Source organism: Hymenobacter ginkgonis (genome assembly GCF_009755225.1).
Lineage (GTDB): Bacteria > Bacteroidota > Bacteroidia > Cytophagales > Hymenobacteraceae > Hymenobacter > Hymenobacter ginkgonis.
Map to the genome: position 1 here is coordinate 678,878 of NZ_WQKZ01000003.1, position 21,349 is coordinate 700,226.

At 56.5% G+C, this 21,349-nt stretch carries 12 protein-coding genes; 3 read left to right on the forward strand and 9 right to left on the reverse strand.

The genetic code is table 11. The annotated features are described in order from the left end of the window. Positions 1–21: 21 nt before the first annotated feature. The 3 genes from GO988_RS14320 to GO988_RS14330 all read right to left on the reverse strand — a co-directional run bounded on the left by GO988_RS14320 (position 22) and on the right by GO988_RS14330 (position 5,331). Positions 22–3,477 (reverse strand): SusC/RagA family TonB-linked outer membrane protein, encoded by a 3,456-nt coding sequence (locus tag GO988_RS14320; protein ID WP_157566599.1) that lies wholly within the window; start codon positions 3,475–3,477, stop codon positions 22–24. 45 nt (positions 3,478–3,522) lie between these two features. Beyond that, entirely contained in the window at positions 3,523–4,590 is a 1,068-nt protein-coding gene (locus tag GO988_RS14325; RefSeq protein WP_157566601.1) for a FecR family protein, read from the reverse strand. 168 nt (positions 4,591–4,758) lie between these two features. Beyond that, a complete protein-coding gene (locus GO988_RS14330) occupies positions 4,759–5,331 on the reverse strand; it encodes an RNA polymerase sigma factor (RefSeq protein WP_157566603.1) in 573 nt (190 codons plus the stop codon). 1,002 nt (positions 5,332–6,333) lie between these two features. Here GO988_RS14330 and GO988_RS14335 point away from each other — a divergent pair. Together GO988_RS14335 and GO988_RS14340 are read left to right on the forward strand one after the other, a co-directional pair. Then, positions 6,334–7,830, forward strand: coding sequence for a tetratricopeptide repeat protein (locus GO988_RS14335; protein WP_198172745.1), 1,497 nt, complete (start codon positions 6,334–6,336; stop codon positions 7,828–7,830). A 158-nt stretch (positions 7,831–7,988) separates the two neighbouring features. Continuing rightward, positions 7,989–8,360 carry an STN domain-containing protein gene (locus GO988_RS14340; RefSeq protein WP_157566607.1) on the forward strand — a complete coding sequence of 124 codons (372 nt, stop codon included), beginning with the start codon at positions 7,989–7,991 and terminating at the stop codon, positions 8,358–8,360. A 181-nt stretch (positions 8,361–8,541) separates the two neighbouring features. Here GO988_RS14340 and GO988_RS14345 read toward each other — a convergent pair whose 3' ends face one another. After that, positions 8,542–8,697 (reverse strand): RCC1 domain-containing protein, encoded by a 156-nt coding sequence (locus tag GO988_RS14345; RefSeq protein WP_198172747.1) that lies wholly within the window; start codon positions 8,695–8,697, stop codon positions 8,542–8,544. 468 nt (positions 8,698–9,165) lie between these two features. Between GO988_RS14345 and GO988_RS14350 the strand changes: the two genes are divergently transcribed. After that, positions 9,166–10,407: a putative sensor domain DACNV-containing protein gene (locus GO988_RS14350; RefSeq protein ID WP_157566611.1), complete on the forward strand. Its 1,242-nt coding sequence runs from the start codon at positions 9,166–9,168 to the stop codon at positions 10,405–10,407. Between the two features lie 648 nt (positions 10,408–11,055). Here GO988_RS14350 and GO988_RS14355 read toward each other — a convergent pair. From GO988_RS14355 to GO988_RS14375, 5 genes are all read right to left on the reverse strand, one after another. Beyond that, complete coding sequence (locus GO988_RS14355) at positions 11,056–14,430, reverse strand: PA14 domain-containing protein (RefSeq protein WP_198172749.1); 3,375 nt, start codon at positions 14,428–14,430, stop codon at positions 11,056–11,058. Positions 14,431–16,111: 1,681 nt separating this feature from the next. Then, a complete protein-coding gene (locus GO988_RS14360) occupies positions 16,112–16,369 on the reverse strand; it encodes a hypothetical protein (protein WP_157566615.1) in 258 nt (85 codons plus the stop codon). A gap of 601 nt (positions 16,370–16,970) precedes the next feature. Continuing rightward, positions 16,971–19,322 carry a xanthine dehydrogenase family protein molybdopterin-binding subunit gene (locus GO988_RS14365; RefSeq protein ID WP_157566617.1) on the reverse strand — a complete coding sequence of 784 codons (2,352 nt, stop codon included), beginning with the start codon at positions 19,320–19,322 and terminating at the stop codon, positions 16,971–16,973. Between the two features lie 27 nt (positions 19,323–19,349). After that, on the reverse strand, positions 19,350–20,336 hold the full coding sequence (locus tag GO988_RS14370; RefSeq protein WP_157566619.1) for an FAD binding domain-containing protein: 987 nt from the start codon (positions 20,334–20,336) through the stop codon (positions 19,350–19,352). Between the two features lie 33 nt (positions 20,337–20,369). Next, positions 20,370–20,993 (reverse strand): (2Fe-2S)-binding protein, encoded by a 624-nt coding sequence (locus GO988_RS14375; RefSeq protein WP_157566621.1) that lies wholly within the window; start codon positions 20,991–20,993, stop codon positions 20,370–20,372. Positions 20,994–21,349: the final 356 nt, after the last annotated feature.

Consider the following 21,349-nt stretch of genomic DNA (forward strand, 5'->3'; position numbering starts at 1 on the left):
AGAAATAGAAGAGCGAAGTAGTTAAAAGCCAGCGTTGAGGCCCACCGTGAAGGTGCGCGCCGAGGGGTAAGTCCCGAAGTCGATGCCGGTGGCCCGCACCCCGTCGCCGAGCGAGTTGCTGTTGGTGCCCTGCTCGGGGTCGAGGCCGGTGTACTTGGTGAACGTCAGCAGGTTCTGCACGCTGGCGAAGACGCGCACCGAGGCAATGCGCAACGGGTGCAGCAGCTTGTCGCTGAAGGTGTAGCCGAGTTGCACGTTCTTGAGGCGCAGGTACGAACCGTCTTCCAGAAAGCGGTCGGAGGGCTGCTTGTTGTTGGAGGCCCCGGTCCAGGACAGGCGTGGAAACTGGTTGGTGCTGCCGGGGCCGGTCCAGTAGTTGGTGGCCGCCCGTTCGGTGAGGTTAAAGGCGCGGTAGAAGCCCTCAATATCCGTGTTTACCTGGTTGTAGAGCTTGTTGCCCTGCACCCCCTGGAAAAACAAGCTCAGGTCAATATTCTTAAAGCTGATGTTGCCCGTCAGGCCATAGGTTATTTTCGGAATTGGGCTACCCACAAACGTGCGGTCGTAGCCGTCAATCACCCCATCGGGCACCCCGTCGGGCCCGCTGATGTCCTGAAATTTCACGTCGCCCGGCTGAATGCCGGGGCCCTGGTAGGCGTGGGTAAATACCTCCTGCGCAGTCTGAAAAATACCCTCCGTCTTCAGCAGGTAAAACGAGCCAATGGGCTGGCCCACACTAGTTAGCGTGGCGTAGTAGTTATTGTCGATGCGGCCGCCCACGATGGGCGTGGCCGTGCCCAGTGACACTACTCGGTTGCGCAGCGTGGCCATATTGCCGTTCACGCTGTAGCGCCAGTTTTTGCCCACCGTGTTGCGGTAGTTCAGCTCTAGCTCGAAGCCTTGGTTGCGGATTTCACCAGCGTTCACGGCCGGGTTGCCGCCGTTGCCGGCGCTGCTGGGCTGCGGCAAAAACAGCAGCACATTCGACGTTTTCTTGATAAAATAATCAGCCGAAAGCTGCAGCGCGCCTTTTAGTAAACCCAGGTCGAGGCCGTAGTTGGTTTGGGTGCTAGTTTCCCAGCGAATATTCGGGTTACCCTTAGTCACCACGCTCAGTGCCTGCGTCGACACGCCCCCGAATGGGTAGTAGCCAGTATTGCCCACCAGCGAGGCGTAGGGGTAATTGCCAATGGCCGAGTTGCCGAGTTGCCCCAGACTCACGCGCGCTTTGAGCAATGAAATCCCCTCCAAGTTGCTCATAAAGGCCTCCCGCGCCAGGTTCCAGCCTACTGAGCCGGAGTAAAAATTCTGGGCCCGCATGCCAGGCGACAACTGCGATGAGGCGTCGCGCCGGAAGTTGACGGTAGCCAAGTAGCGCCCGTCGTAGTCGTAGGTCAGTCGCCCAAATTCCGAAAACAAGGCCGAGTGAGCCTCACCGCCGCCGTTTTGCTGCACGCCCGTGCCGTTGTCGAGGTACTGGAAGGTGGGCGATTGGTCGACGTAGCCGCGGCGTGAGGCCGAGATGGCCCGCGAATTGTTCTTAATAGCCTCGGTACCAACCAGGATATTAAATGTGCTCTTACCCACCGGCAGCTCGTACACGGCCGTGTTGGTCCAGTTGTAGTTGAAGTCGTTGGTGTTGGACTGCGCCAGCGAGGCCGGCGAGTTGAACGAGCGGTCGATGCCGAAGGTCTTGAAAAACTGCTTGTAATCGGTAATGCGGAACGTAACGCCGTAGTCCGACCGGACGCGCAGATGCGCGATGGGCGTCACCTCCACATAGGCATTGCCGAGCACCGAATAGGCGTTGAAATTGCGGTCGGTAGCGTCGGCCAGCGCCACCGGGTTGATGCCGTCGCCTAGGTACGCCGTGGCGGGCTGCCCGCCCGCCGTGGGCAAATCCACAAACTGCCCCTGGTCGTTGTAAACCGGCGTGCCCGGCGTACGAAACAGCGCGTAGCGCACAATACTGGCCCCTGGGTTGCCGTCGCCGAAACCATCGCCGGAGGTGCCGACCTGCCGGGTTTTAGCGTACGAGAGGTTGGCGTTGGTACCAATTTTAACAAACTTTGACAGCGAGCTGCTCACTGCCGTGCGCAGGTTGTACCGGTCGTAGGAGGAGTTATTTATCAGGCCGTCCTGCGTCAGGTAGCTGCCCGATACGATGTACTGCGAGTTTTCGCCGCCGCCGCTTACATCGAGCTGCACGTTGTGCTGCCAGGCGGGCTTTAACACTTCTTTTAGCCAGTTCACATCGGGCAGTGTGGCGGCCAGCGTCGCCGGAAAGGGCGCGCGGCCATCGTTTTGGGCGGCTACGTTGTAGGCGTTTACATACTGCGCCGTGTTGGCCATCTTGATGAGATTGGCCGCCGTTTGCACGCCACTGTAGCCGCTTAGGCTCAGCCGCGGCTTGCCCGATTTGCCGTGCTTCGTCGTCACCACTACCACCCCGTTCGATGCCCGCGCCCCGTAAATGGCGGCCGATGAGGCATCTTTTAGAATATTAATACTCTCAATATCATTGGGCGAAATCTGGTTAATGCCGTCCTTGGTTGGCACCCCGTCGATGATGTAAAGCGGGTTGTTGTCGTTGATAGTGCCCACGCCCCGAATGCGCACCGCGATATTCTCGCCCGGCGCGCCCGTGGCCGCCGTCACGGCCACGCCTGCCGCCTTGCCTTGCAAAATCTGCGCGGGCGTAGTCACCGGCAAGTCGCTGATATCGCGCTGGTTCACTTGTGCCACGGCCCCGGTGAGGTCGGCCTTGCGCTCGGTGGTATAGCCCAGCACCACCACGTCGCTCAGCGTCTGCACATCAGTAGCCAGCGCGATGGTAAGCTGCGTGCGTCCCTCCAGCGGTATTTCCTGCGTTACAAAGCCAATGGCCGATATCACCAACGTGGCGTTGGCGTCGGGCAGACTAAGGGAAAAGCTGCCATCGGCGTTGGTAGTGGTGCCGTTGGATGTGCCTTTGACCAACACAGTCACGCCAGGTATTGCCGCGCCATCGGGGCCCATTACCCGGCCCGTAATGGGCACTGCGGCGGGGGCTACGGTCCCTTCTACCAGGGGGGGGATAGGCCCGCCTTTGCCTGCAATCGATTGCGGCTCGGGACCCGGCAATTTGGGCTGTGAGATAACGTACACATTGTAGTCAGTTTTCTCTATACGCAGGCCGCTGGCTGTCACCGCATAGGTCAACTGTTCTTCCCAGGTTTTAAACGTGTGAGCGGTTATATCGACGAATCGGTTCTTTACTAACTCACTGCGGTACATGAAGAATACGTGATGCGTTTTCTTCAAGTCCAACAAGATGGTTTCCAGCGACGTGCCGCGTTCTGCCGCCCGTACCGGATTCGATTCTGCGTTTTGGACTGGCCGAAGCATTGCCACTACAGGGGTCTGCGCCCGGGCAATATGCAGGCCCCCGGCAACCAAAAAAGGCAGCAGCTTTAAGGAAGGAGTATAGTGGACCATGGGTGGGAAATGAGAAAGGGTGAAAAGCAGCAGGTCAGGTGGTGCTCAGTCAAACCGAACCTGGCTGCCAGTGCGGTGCACGTTGGTATCCAGCGATTTGGCGAGGGTAGTCAGCAGCACATCTAGGTCGTGGTTGGGCACTGAGCCCGTGAGCTTTTGCTGGCGCAAAGCCGGGTTGCGCAGGGTAATGTGCAGCCCGTAAGTGTCTTCTAGTAAGGTGATGACTTCTGCCATCGGTGTGTCGTCAAAGTCTAGGTGGCCGCTAGTCCATGCCGCGTACAGAGGGGCATTGACGGCACGCTTGGCCAGTGGCGCAGCGGGAGCGGCCGGCAGAAACTCCGCCAGTTCACCGGGCTTCAGCAGCAGCTCTTCGGTGTGGCCAGCGAACTGGTGCCGCAGCTGCACCTGCCCCGATTGCAGAATTACATTCGTCCGGCCCGGCCGATTCAATACGTCGAACTGCGTGCCGAGCACGGCCACGTCGAGCGGCCCGGCGTGTACTGTAAACTTCACCTTGGCTGGCGCATGAGCTACGGCTGTCAGTTGGGCGGGCGCGGTGTGTTGCACTTGAAAAAACGCCTCGCCGGTCAGCCATACTTCGCGGGCGTGGCCCGGTTGCCAGGGGGTAGCCAGTTTCAGCACCGAGTTGTCGTTCAGGGTCACGCGCGAGCCGTCGGGCAGGTGCACCTGCCGGTGCTCACCGGCGCGGGTGGCATAGCTGGTCCAAGCCGGAGCTGGCGCAACGGTGGCGTACTGCCACACGCCTACCCCCACCACGCCCAGCACCAGCGCGGCCACCGCCACGCTGGCCCAAACTCGGGCGCGTTGGCTCACTCGTAGCACGGGCTGCTGCCGGGGCGTGGTGGGTAGGTGCAGCGCTCGCCACAGCTTCGCAGCTTCCACTTGCTTGAGGTGATGAGGCAGGGGCGGCGAATAGCTGGTCGCCAGCAATTGTAGCAGCGCCATTGCTTCGTCGGCTTCCGCTTGCTTGGCAGGGTGCTGCGCCAGCCACGCAAGCCAAAACTGGCCGGCCGCTGGGTCGTGACCCAGCGCGAATGCCTGGAATGATTCGTCGGCTAAAAAATCTTCGGTGGAGTAAGCAGCGTAGTTCATAGGCAACTAGCAGAGTTAAATAGCGGTATTGCACCGCCGTTTGCTAACGGCCAAGTAGTCGTTAGCAGCCCCACTCATTTCCATCACGGCTCAAGCAGCCGTTTATACTCATTCCGGCTAAAACTTTTTTTGAAGTTACTAAGATTTCAAGAACTAACACGCACTTTGTTAGCTAATTAAGAGGCACAGCAACACCAGGGCCAACACCTTGCGCAGCGTTTGCAAAGCCTTAAAAATCAGATTGCGAACTGACTGCGTATTCAAAGTCATCACTTCCGCAATGCGCTCATAAGAAAACCCATCAAAAAACTTCAAATACAGCGCCTCACGCTGGCGCTTCGAGAGCTGATTGAGGGCGGCCAGTAGCCGGGCGCTCTGCTCCGCATCAACCTGCTGGGCAATCAAGAACTCCTCGTGCGAGTAGGTAACCTCAAACGAGTCGGTGTAGGTAGGCAGCAGGTAGCGGTGTCGCCGCAGTAGCTTGGTTTCGTCGCCTAGGTGCCGCCGCAACGCCTTGAATAAGTACGCTTTCACAACCTGCACAGCTCGCAGCCCTTCGCGACGGCGCCACAGCTTCTGAAACAAGTTTTGGATGCAATCCTTCACCAATTCCTCGTCGCCCGTCAGCTTCAACCCGTAGTGATACATCGCTTCGTAGTAAGTATCAAACAAAGTAGCCAGCGCCTGAGCCTCCCCTCCGCGAAAGGCATTCCAAAGCTGGGTGCTGTACTCATCTGTCATGGTTTACAGGCGATAACTGCATTTTGCCGGAGGATAAGGATAGTAAGGCTTAATTTATAATATATATAATTTTATGCTAGTAGATACTTAATTGTTAATTGGTAGACAAGTATTCCAATAATAGTAAGCATAAATAGTAAATAATTCTTCTAGCGAAATCATAGCCATCGAAGCTTTTATTATATAGAAAAACTTAATCGAATATGGAGATTAGCATGGTAGCTTTCATACTGCTACTTTAGCAGTCGAGGTTAATTAAACTAGCTGTGTTTAAAACGCTTGTAAGAAGGCGCAATTAGTCTAGAAAATCTGTAATCCAGGGAGTAACAAAAACTATATGTTCATGAAATGACAAACTAAGTGCGCTATTAAAACTAGTGTTGAGTATAGCAACTAGCTAGGTATAAGATGGTCCGCCCGGTGGCCACCCGCACCAAATAGTAAAAGTCGTCGCCCTTGAGGGTGAGGCTGTAAGGCTTGGGCCCACACCATTCTTGATGATTTTGGGCCCACTGGCTAAGCAGAATTTTCGCCTCCTGGATGGAGTTTTACACCTGCCAGTACATCTCTGGCGGCTCGGTATTCTCATTTATGAAAATGTGCACCTCCTTTATGTGGGCTTTCATACCCGCGATGAATTCGGCTAGGTAGTTCATGCCGCTAAAACACGGCTTAAACGAGTATATTTAAGATGAAATGCCAGCAGAAATGAGGGCTATTTCTGGCAATTCATTTCTATTGGTCACTTTGATAAGCAAATGCTTTAAATGGCTACTCGACATGAAACGAGCATCATTCTCCTGGATGTCTATTGCTATACTGGTATTGGTGGTGTCGTGTAGGGAGCGAAGTAGCGTACCCTCGCAGGCAGCCATAACGGAATTAAGTCTTAAGCGTGGGCTGATTATTACTTGTGGGGCGCCTGACCACAAATTAGGCGTGGTAGAGTTTCCTACCTCCTGCGGCGGCGAAGCTCAGGCAAGCTTTGACCTAGCGCTACAGTTGCTGCATTCGTTCGAATATGACGAGGCCGAAAAAGCTTTCGCGACGGCTATTGCTAAAAATCCGGCGTGTGCCATGGCCTACTGGGGCGTGGCCATGGCGAATTTCCATCCGCTCTGGACGCCGCCTTCCGAACGCGAATTGAAAAAGGGGGTGAAAGCCCTTGCTATTGCCCAATCAATTGCGCAAAAAACGCCACGGGAAGCCGCTTATATTAAGGCTATTGCCGCTTTTTATACCAACTGGGAGCGCGTGAACCATCGGAGCAGGTGCCTTGCTTTTGCGCAGGCAATGGAAAGGGTACACGCAACCTATCCCGCGGATAACGAGGCTACTATTTTTTACGCCTTGGCCCTGACTGCGGCAGCCGACCCGGCCGATAAACAGTTTCGAAGTCAGCGCAAAGCCGGCCAGCTGTTGGCAGCGCTGTATCCCAACGAACCCAACCACCCCGGCATTATTCACTACCTGATTCACACTTACGACTACCCTGAACTAGCCGCTTTGGCCCTGCCTGCCGCCCGAAAGTATGCGGCGGTAGCCCCTTCCTCCGCCCATGCGTTGCACATGCCTTCGCATATTTTCACCCGCCTGGGCCTGTGGCAAGAATGCGTCGATTCCAACCTGTCCTCGGTGTCCTCGGCCCAGTGCTACGCGCAGCAAGCGGGCATCAAAGGGCACTGGGACGAAGAGTTGCACGGATTAGATTACCTAACCTATGCCTACCTGCAACGAGGGCAAAATGTGCAGGCCAAGAAGCAATGGGAGTATTTGAAAACGATTAAGGAAGTTAGTCCGCTCAATTTCAAGGTTGCGTATGCTTTCGCGTCCATTCCAGCTCGTTACTCACTCGAAAACAGGCGCTGGCAAGAAGCCGCTCGCCTACCCCTTGATAGTACGACGGTCCCGTGGAATAAATTTCCCTGGCAGCAAGCTATCCTCCACTTTGCGCGGCTGCTGGGCGCCGTTCATACGAGCCAGTTGGAACCGGCTAAATTAGAATTAGCTCAGCTTCAAGGTCTTCAGGCACGGCTAGCAAAGGAGAAAGATGCTTATAAAGCCAACCAAGTAGCCATCCAGGTGCGCGCCGGCGAGGCGTGGATTCATGTTTTAGCCGGTGAAAATGCACAGGCGCTGACGCTGATGAACCAAGCCGCCGACCTAGAAGACCAAACCGAGAAACACCCGGTTACCCCCTGCGAAATCATTCCAGCCCGGGAACTACTGGGCGATATGCTGTTACAACTGCACCAGCCTCACCGTGCGCTAGAGGCGTACGTGGCTAGCCTGCGGAAACACCCGAATCGGTTTAATGGCCTGCTTGGCGCCGGAATGGCCGCCGAACAAGCAGACCTCCCGGAAAGAGCCCAATTCTACTACCAACAGTTAGTAAAAGTCGCGGACGCGGCTACGGCCAATAGGCCCGAGCTACCTGCAGCCAGACGATACCTTACCTCCCATGTAGTTGGAGGCAGCGTAGCCCTTCGTGGAAAATAAATTTGGCTTGAACAGTTAGGTTGCGCAAAAGGAAGGTTGTTAAACAAAGAAGTTAAAAGCGCTGCCTTTGGCCTTAATTAAAAGCTCGGGTCAAGAGGCGCAGTTGCTCCAAACGTTTAATTAAGGCTAAGAATACCACTGCATGGTTACTTTCACGCATGCTTTCTATCCGCTTTGTTTGCTGCCTAGGGGTCTTAGCTCACGGGCTAGCCGCTTCCGGCCTTGCTCACGCCCAGCACCCGGTTCCACCGCATCCAGCTAAGGCTCGCATCCAACTGGGCCGGTGCGACCAGCAGGTAACTTATAACCTGCCTGCCCAGCGTTTCGACGAAACTGCCCAGGCCATTGCCCGCACCACGGGCTGCTTCATCCGCTATACTGACCAGTCCCTGGTTAATGTACCCGTGCAGCCCGTGCGCGGTCGGCTCACGCGCCGACAAGCCCTGCGTGTGGCCCTGCGCGGCACCGCTCTGCGCATTGTGCGCGAAACGCCCAACCTAATGGAGGTCATGCGCGTCCAAGCTCGCTAGGTTTGCCTCTTCGCTGGCAACTTCCTACTTCGCGTCTCTACCCCTCCTCGGCCACACTTGTTGAGCCGAGGGGGGGTAGGGTATCGAGATGCAAGGCACAGTGCTTAAGGAGATTCTGGTCGCTAACTAAGATTCTATAACCAACATATCTCACCGCAAGGTCGGTTTAGGAGCCGGCTATTTATCCCGGCGTGCTGCGGCTGGTCACGGTGCCGTCGCCCAACTGGCCATATTCGTTCCAGCCCCAGGTCGGGCGGCTGCCGTTGGTGCGTAGGGCCCCGGAGTGGGAGCCGCCCGCACCCAGTGCCGTCCAGTTGGTGGCGTTGCCTACCGGCACCAGGCGCTAGCTGACACTACTGTCGCCCTACTGGCCGTGGTTGTTTTAGCTATGCAGCAGTGCCGGAGCCGATAGCCAACCTCTGGCTCCGGTGTGCTGCCAGCTTCAGCGCTGGGAGTTTTGGCCCGTTAGCGGCCACAGCTATTTTATACAGGTGGCGCTCGGCTTCGACCCAGTGGATGGGACTAGCCTGAGCGAGTCGTAGCGTCAACAGCTCAGGCTAGTCCGCTATGCCCCTTGACGTTCTCGCTACCCATAGAGCACCCGTCTAGCCAGCACAGGCAGCGCAAGCTGCCTCAAGCTGAAAGAAACTATTCGCAAAGCCCACCGGTCGCAACCGCAAGCAGTCGCAACTGCGCCCAAGCGAGCAAAGGCCTGAACGGGGGGTAGGGCTGCCACCCGCCTAGAGTTACCCGTTGTCAAGGCCAGCGTGATACTACGGGCGCCCCCGTAATTTGGCTCTTGCTTATGACTCATGCGCATTATTATCCGGCCGACTTGGCGCTGGCCCTGCTGCAGCGCTGGCCCGCCGACGCCCCGCCGCTACCGGCGGCAGACGTCTTGACGGACTTCCTTTCGGTGCTCTACCAGGCAAGTCTCCTCTTCGAGGAGGGCCAAGCAGTGCGCTGCCACGCCGTGCTGGCTTCTCCGGCCCAACTGGCCGCTCAGCCCGTGGCCCTCACTGATTTTCACCTCGTGCGCTTGGCCGAGGTGCGCGCCTGGAACGAGCAAGAAGTGCGGCGGCTCAGCCCGGCCGTGCATCCCGCTACTAGTCTGTTAGCCGTAGCACCCACGCCCGATGGTCGCCTGCAGCTGTGGGGCCTGCTATTTAGCGGGCACCAGTGGGACCAGTTGGCTGATGAACTGCCCCGTACCCTAGCCCACGCGCCCCAAGCACTGCTGGTGCAGCTGGGTGGGCCGGGTAGCCTGGTGTTCTACTATGGAGCCCACCGCGTCCTTACCCTGCAGCGGGGACGCATTGAGGGCCACGGTTTCTTGCAGTTTCCGCGAGCTTGGGGGGCAGGCCGCTTTTTAGAAAACCAGCAGTTGGCCGGCCCAGCGGCGGCAGGCTTACCCTGGACGGAGGAGCAGAACGAGTGCCTACTGCACCTGGTATTGCGCATGCAGCGCCGCGCCCTCACGCAGGCGCGCAGCAGCGGCCACGGAATGCTGGTGGTGCTGGTGCCCACGCCCCGCGTCGCCGAGCTACTCGTGCCGGGTGGCGTGCTGCGCCCTAAATACCGCCTGCTGCCCCCGGAAGCCGGCCCACGCTACCCTAACCTAGTACGCGCTATTATACAGCGACTGTTGGCGCTGGGAGAATTAAGTTGGACCTGTTACCAACAGTCGCCCGATGCCGAGCTGCGATACTTGACGGCGGAACTCGACCAGTTTGGCAATGACTTAGCGGCTATGGGTGCGGTGGATGGGGCCATCGTCCTCACGCACCAGATGGAAGTAGTAGGCTTTGGCGTGGAAGTACAGGCTACTCAGGTGCCCCTTACCCAGGTATACCGCGCCCTGGACGTAGGTGGGCAAACCCTGCAAGCCTTACCCGCCGACCAGAGTGGAACCCGCCACCGGGCCGCCTACCGCCTCTGCCTGGCCGCCCCCGACTGCCTGGCCATTGTGGTGTCGCAAGATGGCAACGTGCAATTTGTGCATAACCATGCGGGCAGGGTGATTGTCTGGGACCAGCTATCCTTTTAGGGACAGCTGTTGGATGCTAGCCTCAACCAGTTGCGGAGTAGTTTGTGCCGAGGAGTCATTGCGACGGCGGATTGAGTGCAACGGGGCAGTAAAAGCTAAACATAGAACTTTCCTTTAGAGTCGGACTATATGTTTGGCTCCTTTAAATGAAGCCAATAAATTTACCTGCTGGTTATTACGGGGCCAGTGGACAGCCGAGGTAGCCCTACTTACTAAGGAAGAGAAGGCCTAAGCTGAGGAGGCCACTAAAGACATTCCTTCTCGGCCCCTCTTCAGCTTTTTGCGCGCTATTTGCTCCGTACTGGTTGCCCTATACGAGCAGCAACGGCGGTATAACGTGCCACTGCGAGTTAGGTAGGAGACGCTAGACGTCATCCAGCTCATAATTTGACGCGCGTATTTAGTACTAATTGGAATAAAGCCAAACACCGGGCCAGCGCATGCGCTGGCCCGGTGTTTGGCTTTATTCCAATTAGTATTGGCCTTTCGGCACACAAGTAGATTTGCAGGCCCAGTGGCGGTAGTCCCGACCGGAAGCACGGTAGGAGGTCACTGCGCCTCCGCTAAATCAATGGCATATACGCTGCGCGGCAGCGTGCAAGTAGCTAGTGATTCCTTAAGCAAAAGGAACCACTAGCTACTTGCACCTTAATGCGTTACCGTTAGTCTGCTCCGTAGAACCTGGCCCGTTGCCAAGCGCACTTCTACCACGTAAATGCCAGTAGACAGCTTAGAAACATCAATTGTCGTCGATTCTTGATTACGCTCCTGGCTTATGTGCAGGGCACCGTAGCTGTCGTACACTGCCACGTGGGTCCAGTCATTGTTATTGGTTTGCAGGAAAACCTGAGCTGAGCTGGGGTTAGGGTGTAGCACGAGTTTGTCGTCGGTAGAGCCGATGATTGTCGACGCGTTTTCCTGCATACTGGCACTGGCTTGAGCGAAGGTTTGGGACTCACCCACCAAGTTGGTTGCAGCTGCTCGCCACACTTCTAGGCCCGAAACGTTGGCAGCGCCACCTTGCGTCGAAACGTTGAGGGTACCATCCGAGACGGTGGTCCGCCAAGGGCCTAGTTTTTTCCAGGTGCCGGCGCTGCCGCTGTTGTAGTTACTCAATACCGTAACGTTCTCTACTTTAACATCAAACGTCTCGGCATAATTGTCCTCCCACACGTACAGGTATACATCGTAGGTGCCGTTGGGTACTGCACCCATAGCCATAGACGGCGTGACACCCCAAGAGTCTCCGCCCCACAGGAAAGAGCGAATCATGTTGGCACGGACATCATCGGTAGCCGGAATCAGCGGCACTTGCTGATTCTGGTAGGTATTGCCCGAAAAGGAGAAGTTAGCGGCCGTACTGGCTTCCCAAGCGTTGCCGTCCAGGGTGATGGCCGGCCCGTTGATGTTAATAGCCCGGTAAAAGCTGGCTGCGGGGGTAGGAGCGGGGGCAGGGGTAGGGGCAGGAATGGTAGAAGGAGTCGCTGCCAGAATCCCCCCCCGGCGTAGGGCAGTAACCGGAATCTGCTGTTTAGTCAGCCCAGGCCCGAAGTAGCCCACGGAGAGTAGTTGCGACCCGCCCCGCTGCAAATACGTAACCGTAATGGCGTGGGTGCCAGCCTGCAAACCAATGTTGCCGGTGCGCTCATTCTCCCCCAGTTGGTTGTTGTCGACCACTAGCGTCGAGCCAATGTAAAGCTGCGAACCATCATCCGAATTAAGGATAAAGGAGTATTGGCCATCCGCTGGTACGGTTACGTAACCGGTGTAGCTCACCAGGTAGCCGTAGTCGCGGCGGCGCATACTCAGCTCAAAGTCGGTTGTCGTGCCTGTTTTTACGGGCGTTAGTTGCGTCAGGTCAGGTAGGTATTCCCAGTAACCTTCGTAGAGCTTGTAATCGAGGCCAGCGGTGGTGTTGGCTGGATTCTCGGGTGCACGTAGCCCAGCTGTGGTGGGAGACAGGCACGTTACGGTGCCCACGGAGGAATGCGTTACGTTGCTGAAGCGGCTATCGAGCACGAGCTGCTTGGCGTTGACGAGCGTAGTATTGCAGACCAACGTATTGTAAGAGCCTGTATTTAAGTACAAAGCGCGTTCGGTATTGATAGCCGTGTTATCCTGGAAGATACTGCCCAGCACCGCCGGAATTTGCTCATCCAAATAAGGGGTAGCGCCGGTTTGGTAGTCGAGGTAGTTGAGGTAGCCTTCGGGGTAGGACGAATCTACCAAGGCTGGGATATTGGGCTGACCAGCAGTGAGTGTGTTGCGGCGCACCTCTAGGCCAATGACCGAAGTGCCGAAGGTGCGGTTCTGAATGGGCTGCACGGTGTGTACGCCGATGAAAACGCCATTGGCGCCGTTGGTATTAGCCACGCGGTTGCCAATGATTTGGTTGTTGTACATGGGCAGGAAATCCTTGGCTATCCCTGGGATGGGCTGGTCCTGCTGCCAAGGCGAGAGGTCAATCGAGCCACTGTTGGTGAGCGTGTTATCAACAATGGCCACGTTGGTCGTCGCGTTGCCGTAGAGCGTAATGCCGCGCTGGTGCCCCTCAAGCGTATTACCTTGCAGCAGCCAGTTGCGCGAGCCCCAGTTGAAGATAGCATAGCGGCTAGCAGAGGTAGGAAGGACTTCCCAGGCGCGGTCGAGGGAGAGGGTATTGCCGTTGCGGCTGGTGATGGTGCGCCACTGGCCCATGCCGGGACCATTGACGATGGCCACCACCGGGTGCAGGCTCATCGGGCCCCAGCTCTTGGCGTTGTCTTGCAGGGTAGTAGGGGAGGCAGCGCTGACGGTGCCAGTCTCCTCGTCGGGACGATTAGGCCCCCCGCCTTCGGCGATAATAGTTTCGCCGTCGTTGCTATTTTGGGCAGGGCCGTTGATGAGCTTAAACAGGTTTCCCTTCACCACTAAGTTATTGGCGAAGTCAACGATAAGCACGTGGTTAGTAAACCAAGTGGGGTAGCGGGCGTTGCCATCGCGGTAGATGCGGTTGTTTTCAACAACGGCGTCGGTCACGAACTGCAGGTTGAGGCCCCTGGTAGCGAAAGTGACCGAGTTATTGCGCAGAACCAAGTTGGAGCTACCATCGAGCAGCATGGGGCCACGCAGGTTAGGGTTCATGCCCTGGCTGATGTCCGAATTACCGATGAAAAGCTTGTCAGCGTCGCGCAGCATAAGCCACTCGCCCGTATTCAGGTCGAAGCGGATGCGCTGGAAAAGCAGTTCCCGGCTTTGCTGGCCCCACAAGTTCATTATCCACTTGCCCGAGTTATCGACGTTAATCATCGCTAGGTCGGCCAAGCCGCTCTGGTAGGCCTGGTCATCAAAGTGAACGGCCTGGCCCGCAGCCGAGTAGCCCGGCGTATCATAGCCAAACTTGACAAACGTGCGGTCTTTGCCCGCTCCCTGAACGACTACCCGGTTCCGCATGGCGAAGCCTCCCCAGCCGCTGTAGACCAGCTTATAGGTGCCTTCGGGCAGGTAAACAATGCCCCCGCCGGCTGCTCCGGCCATATCAATGGCTTCCTGAATAGCCGGCTTATCATTTTCCACGCCGTTGCCCACGGCGTGCTGCGTCAGGCGCGAATCGGTCTTAACGTTATAGACGTTGTTGGTGAAATTTAGCTTAGCTGCCCAGCCTACCCCCAGTTGGAAATAGTCGTCGCCCGGTGCGATAGCCGTTATAGAGCGCTCAACCAGTGTTTCGCTGTTGCTGCGGCCATTGCTTACGTATACATCATAAGTGACGCCGGGCACTAGGTTGCCAGGGGCCGTCACACTTAGCGAGTAGGCATCGCTCTGGCTGGCCTGCACGGTGGCCATTGCCATGCCGCTACCGTTGTGCGCCTGAAAGCGCACCTGAGACGCACTGCCGCTCAGCTGCAGGTTGCGCCCAAATAGGCGCAGCGGCCCACCGGGTTTCACCTCAGGCGAGTCAAAGTGCATACCCTGCGGCCGGTTGACGTAGGCGATGGGACTGCTCTGCCCCTGGTCTTCTATCCACACTTGGTATAGGTCCAAGCCTATCGTAGCGGGTAGCTGCGCCGTTAGCTGGCCGGCTCGTTGTACTAAGATGGGGAGGGTTATACCGCCGTTGCTAGACGCGAGAAAAGCCTTCGCAGTTGCCCCAAAATTGCCTTGTAAACTAATGGCTTCCCCAGGTTGAGCCGAAGTACTAATATTGAATATTCTGGTTTGAGCTAATACGGGCGTTGAATAGCTAAAAATGCTCCAAAAAATTACTGAGAAAAATGTTTTTGTGAAAAATGTTCTCATAAAAATAGATTTACGAATGATTAACTTAATTAGGAATAAAATACCTTTTTAAGTTAAGGAAACAATTGTGATGTGATGAAACTAAATAGTTTGTAAGTAATAAAATTTTGTTAAAAATAAGGCGCTTTTCTTTATTATGAATCATGTGAAGAAAAAATTTATTAAGCGACCAAAGCACAATAAACCTAATAGTACTATTTTTTTCTAGTTCCTTGTTAAGCAAAATTTCAAAAGAAAATTGATAAATTTCGCTTAATAAAATTAAAATTTCGATTGGCAAGTAGCTGCCATCCAACCCGTATATTACTATTTCCGATTTGTAAAAACTGTGCGTACCTGATGATTCTTATCTGAAAAAGAATATTTCACGCATTACTTTCCAGGGGAAGTACTAGTAAATTAAGATATTTGCTGCCTTAGCTAATTATTTTAATTAGCTAAGTAATCAAAGTAATACTTTTTATTTTTAAAACTTGAAATCTTGCAAACATTTTTTATTTGCTTAACTATGCAATATTTTAAACCGCTCTAGTGATTAGTGAGGTATTTATGAACCTCATACCAATATGATGAAATATGCCGTAGTGACCCGAAATAGGCAATGAATCGACCCAGCACGTGCTATCCCATAGGTAGGTAAAAGAGGGGTAGTCTAGTTATGCCAGACAGTTTAGCGTACTAGGTTGAAGAGGCTATTGGTAAGCGGCATATGGCGTCTGGTAGTCAATAGCGAATTGCAGATGAGAGTAGTTACAATAATTGAAATATATTGATGTTATAAACTGACACCGACGCTGATTCAAGCGTCGGCGTCAGTTTATAACAAGGTCCGCTCGGGTAGTTCGAGGACCTCCGTTTAGAGGTTCGACTACAGACTTTCAACTTGCGCGTTATAGGGCTTGGCTGTCGATGTGGCAATGCGGCGAGCGCACGAGCTGGTGTTCATCCAGCAGTTAGCCGATACGCGTTGGCGCAGTGCTGCCTACCCCGGTCGGAGTGCGTGAGCGCGCAGGAAGACTATATAACTGTCTAGCTTAGCTCGATTACTTCAACTTCCGCCACTTCCCCGAAGCCTAGTTGGAAATCAGTCACTATCTCGCCTGTTATAACGTCCATCGCACGCTTAATTAGCTCGAAGCTTACTCTCGAACTATTGCCCAACGCTGTGCGAATTAGCTAGATAGTGGCCCAGATGGCTACCCAAGTTGCGCTTCACCCGGCTGCACGTATTTATGCGCATTATCTTCCTGTAGCTTGATGGGCCGTTAGCATCTTGCGGAACAGATTGGCCTACCGGCCCTGGTACTCATCCGCCCGCAACTGGGCAAGCAGCCTGAAGGCAGCCCTATTGACCTTGGTCACGTATTTGGCTAGCCTGCTTGCCTTTACCCCGACGGGAGCAACTCAGCCGCAGACCTGGCGCCTGTTACTTATCAGCTAGGCCTTCGGCTGCCTGGAGCATATGATACAGGTAGACCCGCGTTAAAAGCTCCGGAGAGAGGGTCTTGTACTCCAGATTTTGATTTACCCTATCCTGTATTGCCTGCGGCACGCGAAAGTTGCTGAGGCCTGCGACAGCAAGCTTTTTGCCTCCAACGGCCGCCTCTTCGCCAATCATCATCCGAAAATCGCACTGGCTTTCAGGCAATGGGATAAAGCTTGGGTCTTGTGAGAAAGTATCCATACAAGTTGCGGTTATGCGCGGATAAATATACTGTCTGCCAATTGATTGTTAAATGGATATGTGTGTTAAGGCGCTTTGATAACTTGTTGGTAGCCATACCGGCCGCGCCAGTCGCCGCTGCTATCGTTATGCAGGTCTTTGTGTGGGTGTTCGGACTAAGAAGCACTGCTTGCATTTGCGCGTAGATTTCTTTTTGCGCTTCGATATGACGAGCCAGTAAGTTGAAGTGGTACTCGAAATAGGCACCCAAAAATCCTGGACTGGGACGGCCACCTCGGAAGAAAAACCGAACACCGGTAGCTTCGCTTAGGAAAGGGGGGTAGGGCTTCTGGTATTTGAGCAGCGCCCGTGGCGATTACCAGATTTCGCTCCGTGGCACCGGCCCTCGAATGAATCTGTAAGGCACTGGGGCGGCTCGCGCCCGCTTGCCAAGGAAGCGTGCGCATGCAGCAACTGCCCCGGTCGGCTCGCCCTCCCTTTACACGCCAGCAGCCACTTGGCGAAGAAGCTTGATTAAGCTTCCTCGCCAAGTGGCTGCTGGCGTGTAAATGTTAAAGAGTAGGTAGAGAGAAGTAAAAACAGGCGCCATTACCGGCGCTTGCTAGGCTGGCTGCCGCATCGCGTCCAATACCTTGTCGGGGGTGATGGGCAAGGCACGCAGCCGCCGCCCGGTAGCGTGAAAAATGGCGTTGCCCACAGCAGCACTCGTGCCCACGATGGAAATTTCGCCAATGCCCTTCACGCCCATAGCGTTAATATAGGGGTCGTGCTCGTCGATAAATTCCACCGTCATATCGGGAATGTCGAGGTTGACACACACGTGGTAATCAGCCAGGCTAGCGTTCGTGTAGCGAGCTAAATTGGGGTCGCGGTTGGTGCCTTCCATCAAGGCGGCACCGATACCGAAGATGCTGCCGCCCATGATTTGGGAGCGGGCCGTTTTGGGGTTGAGAATGCGCCCACCCGCCACCACGCTCACCCAGCGCGTGACGCGCACAGTGCCCAATTCGGGGTCGACATGCACCTCGCAAAAGTGTGCTCCAAATGAGTGCATGGAGTGCTCACCGGCATCATCTTTCTTGGTCTTACTGGCATTGAGGGCAGCTTGGGCCGACTCGTAGCCCGCGCCGTAGCGGCCCGTAGCAATGCCCTCCACATCACCCATGCTGGCGCGCTGCATTAGGGCCGCAAATTCCTCGCCTTTGCTGGGATTAGCTTTCAGTTGGAGGCGGCCTTTCACCACCTCTACGTCAGCGGGCTTGGCTTGATAGAGAGGCGATTTTTTATCTAATACGGCCACCTTCGTTAGCTTCTGCCACACATCTTGCGCAGCCAGGTAGACGGACGACGATACCGTGCCCGCCGCCATCGAGCCACCCGACACAATGGTGCTGGGCAAGGCGCTGTCCCCCAGCTCAAACCGGATTTTATCGGGCGTAATGCCTAGGGAATCGGCCGCTACCTGCGTAATAACGGTGTAGGTACCCGTGCCGAGGTCGGTGGCCCCGGCCTGCACCACCGCGTGGCCGTCGGCATAGAGGCGCACCCGGGCATTGCCCTGCCCGCTGTGCACGGGGTAGCTGGCCGTGGCCATGCCCCAGCCCACCAGGGTTTTGCCGGCGCGGGTGGCGCCATTTTTGGGGTTGCGTTTGCTCCAGCCAAATAGCTCGGCCCCGCGGGCATAGCACTCTTTCAGGCTTTTGCTACTCCAGGGCTTGCCGGTGCTGGGGTCTTTCTCGGCATAATTCAGCAGGCGAATCTGGATGGGGTCGAGCCCCACGCGGTAAGCCAAATCGTCCATCGCGCACTCGATGGCAAACGAGCCAGGCGCCTCGCCAGGAGCCCGCATGTAGGTGCTGGTCATCACATTGGCCCGCGCCAGTTGGGTTTGCGCCTCAAAATGCGGGCAGTCGTAGAGCAGGTCCACGATTTTGGCGTTTGTTTCGGCGTAATTGTCCCAGGCCGAGGTAGTCGAGGTTTTTTCGTGCAGCAGCGCCAGCAGCTTGCCTTCCTTGGTGGCACCTAGGCGCAGGGTTTGCTCCTGGTCTTCGCGGTGGCCCATGCTCGTGAATTGCTGCGGGCGCGTGAGCGCCAGCTTCACTGGCCGGCCCACAGCCTTGGCGGCCTGAATGGTGAGGATGGTGTGTGGCCAGGTACTACCCTTGCAACCGAAGCCCCCGCCGAGGTACTTATTCACTACCCGCACCTGGTCAACGGGCAGGCCCAGCATCGCGCTCAGGGACTTTTGCGTCCAGGTAATGCCCTGGGTAGTGTCGTACACCGTCACGCGGTCGGGGGCCTCCCAGTGGGCAATGGTCGCGCCCGGCTCCATGGGGTTGTGGTGGGTGATGGCGTGGTGATAAGTAGCCGTCAGCTGAATAGGGGCACTGGCAAAAGCAGTCTGCGCGTCGCCGCGTTTGGGTTGGTTCTCGGTCTTACCAACAGTCAGTTTAGTAGGGTCAAACAGCTTGGCCTTCGGGTCTTGGTACGATACTGTGGGCACCTCGGTCGCTACCTGCACTTTTAGCAGCGTGGCGGCATACTGCGCCCGTTCTAGCGTGTCGGCCACCACCAGGGCTACGGGCTGGGCGGCGTAGTAAATCTGGTCCGATGTCAGGGGCAAAAACCCCATCTGTACGCCCATACCGATAGCTTTCTTGCCCTCGGGCGTGTCGGGTGTAATGGCCAACTTCGGCAAGTTCTGGTGCGTGAGAATGGCCAGCACGCCCGGCGCCCGCTGGGCCGCGCTGGCGTCGAAACCCGTGATGCGGCCCTTGGCCACGTCGCTGGTTTTGAAAACGCCGTGCACCAGGCCGGGCACGTTGTTGTACTCGGCCGAGTACTTGGCCGCACCCGTCACCTTGGCCCGGCCATCCACGCGGGTGAGCGGCTGGCCTACCACCCCAGCTTTGGGGTTGGTGTCGGCGAAATTCGGTTCGATATCCAGTTCCATGGGGAAGAAATTAAAGCGTGAAATGGGCTAAGCGCCCGCCACTTGCTGCAAGGCGCGCACCAGCGTATTCTGCGCCAGTTCTACTTTGTAGCCATTCTCACTGCGCGGCTGCGCCTCGCGCAAGGCCGCCGTGGCGGCTGCCCGGAAGGTGGCCTCCGTTGCTGGTTGGCCCGTAAGTACTTTCTCTGCTTCGCGGCTGCGCCAGGGCTGAGCCCCCACACCGCCCAGCGCCACCCGAGCCGAGCGAATAGTGCCGCCCTGCACATCCAGGCCCACGGCGGCCGAGGCCAGCGCGTAGGCATAGCTGCTGCGCTCGCGCACCTTGAGGTAGGTCGAACGCTGGGCGTGCGTGGCGGTCGGAATAGTCACGGCCACAATCAGCTCGCCGGGCTCCAGTACGGTTTCCTTCTGCGGGGTTTTGCCTGGCAGCAGGTAAAACTCAGTGATGGGCACTCGGCGCTGCTTGCCTTTCTGGTTTTCCAAGGTCAACACCGCGTCGAATGCGGCCAGGGCTACCGATAAGTCGCCGGGGTAGGAGTTGGCAATGCAGCTCTCACTCACGCCCAAGATGGCGAGGTTGTGGTTGTCGCCCGCGATGGCGGGGCAACCCGAACCCGGTACCCGTTTATTGCACGGAAAAGCGGCATCGCGGAAGTAGCCGCAGCGCGTGCGCTGCAAAATATTGCCCCCAATACTGGCCATGTTACGCAGCTGCGGCGAGGCGGCCAGTAGTAGTGACTGTGACACAGCCGGAAACTGCTGCACTAACAGTGGGTGCTCGCCCACGGCGCTCATGCGCTCCATCGCCCCAATGCGTAGCCCGTCTTTGGTCTGCTCAATACCCTTGAAGGGCAGCGAGTTGATGTCGACCAGTTGGGGTGGCTCCAGCAGGTTGGCCTTCATCATATCCAGCAGCGTGGTGCCGCCGGCAATGTAGGCGGCAGTCGGCTGGTCTTTCAGGATGCCGGTGGCCTCCTTAGCCGTAGCGGCCTGGGTATAGCTGAAGTCGTTCATCGTCGTAAGCAGGAAAATAGGGTGATGAAGCGCTTAGGCTTTGCCGGCCACTTCGCGCACGGCGGCCAGAATATTGGCGTAGGCGCCGCAGCGGCAGAGGTTGCCGCTCATCCACTCGCGGGCTTGGTCGTCGGTTTTGGCGTGGCCTTCTTTCACGCAGGCTACCCCGCTCATAATCTGGCCAGGGGTGCAGTAGCCGCACTGGAAGCCGTCGTGCTTCAAAAAGGCTTCCTGCATCGGGTGCAACTCGTCGCCCTTGGCCAGGCCCTCAATGGTGGTGATTTCCTTGCCTTGTGCCATCACAGCTAGGGTCAGGCAGGAATTAACCCGTTGGCCATCAATATGTACTGTGCAAGCGCCGCACTGGCCGTGGTCGCAGCCCTTCTTGGTGCCCGTCAAATCCAGGCGTTCGCGCAGGGCGTCGAGCAGGGTCACGCGGGGTTCGGCCCGCACCGTGCGCACCTGGCCATTGATGCGCAGTGTCAGGTCGGTCGCGCCTTCAATGGTTTTGGAGTACGCGGTCAGGCGCTCGGCCTGCGCGGCCAGCGGCGGGGCTAAGGCGAGGCCCACAATGCCGCCGGACAGCTTCAGAAAGGAACGGCGCGAGTTGTCTTCCGGTTGGGGCGCGTCGGTAGGGGTAACTAAGTCAGCTGGCATAACGAAAGCACAAGAGTAAGAAATGGACTGCCGCGGCGGCTACCCGGCAACACGAGTAGTGGCAAGGACCTAGCGCACCCGCAATTGGAAGGGAATTTAGCAAGTAAAGTGGTTAGGTCAAAGGTATTTAGCCATTACCGGCAACTTCTTGCTGTTTTCAAACCACTTCTTAAAAATTTCAAACAATTTTACTTCCTACTTGGGTAAGGAAACAGCTGGTCGGCAGTCGGCACTGTTTAAAGTTCTTCAAAAGCGGTTTGCTAATCGCTATGGCGGGGGTAAGGCTTTATCACAGTCTTGTCAGCTTCGCCCAGAAGCACCTCAAGCACTTTACAGATAGCAATTAGCCCTAGCGC

Bases quoted from the DNA above. Each gene is read 5' to 3' on its own strand.
- GO988_RS14320 (WP_157566599.1), bottom strand. From the start codon at position 3,477: ATGGTCCACTATACTCCTTCCTTAAAGCTGCTGCCTTTTTTGGTTGCC.
- GO988_RS14325 (WP_157566601.1), bottom strand. From the start codon at position 4,590: ATGAACTACGCTGCTTACTCCACCGAAGATTTTTTAGCCGACGAATCA.
- GO988_RS14330 (WP_157566603.1), bottom strand. From the start codon at position 5,331: ATGACAGATGAGTACAGCACCCAGCTTTGGAATGCCTTTCGCGGAGGG.
- GO988_RS14340 (WP_157566607.1), top strand. From the start codon at position 7,989: ATGCTTTCTATCCGCTTTGTTTGCTGCCTAGGGGTCTTAGCTCACGGG.
- GO988_RS14350 (WP_157566611.1), top strand. From the start codon at position 9,166: ATGACTCATGCGCATTATTATCCGGCCGACTTGGCGCTGGCCCTGCTG.
- GO988_RS14360 (WP_157566615.1), bottom strand. From the start codon at position 16,369: ATGGATACTTTCTCACAAGACCCAAGCTTTATCCCATTGCCTGAAAGC.
- GO988_RS14365 (WP_157566617.1), bottom strand. From the start codon at position 19,322: ATGGAACTGGATATCGAACCGAATTTCGCCGACACCAACCCCAAAGCT.
- GO988_RS14370 (WP_157566619.1), bottom strand. From the start codon at position 20,336: ATGAACGACTTCAGCTATACCCAGGCCGCTACGGCTAAGGAGGCCACC.
- GO988_RS14375 (WP_157566621.1), bottom strand. From the start codon at position 20,993: ATGCCAGCTGACTTAGTTACCCCTACCGACGCGCCCCAACCGGAAGAC.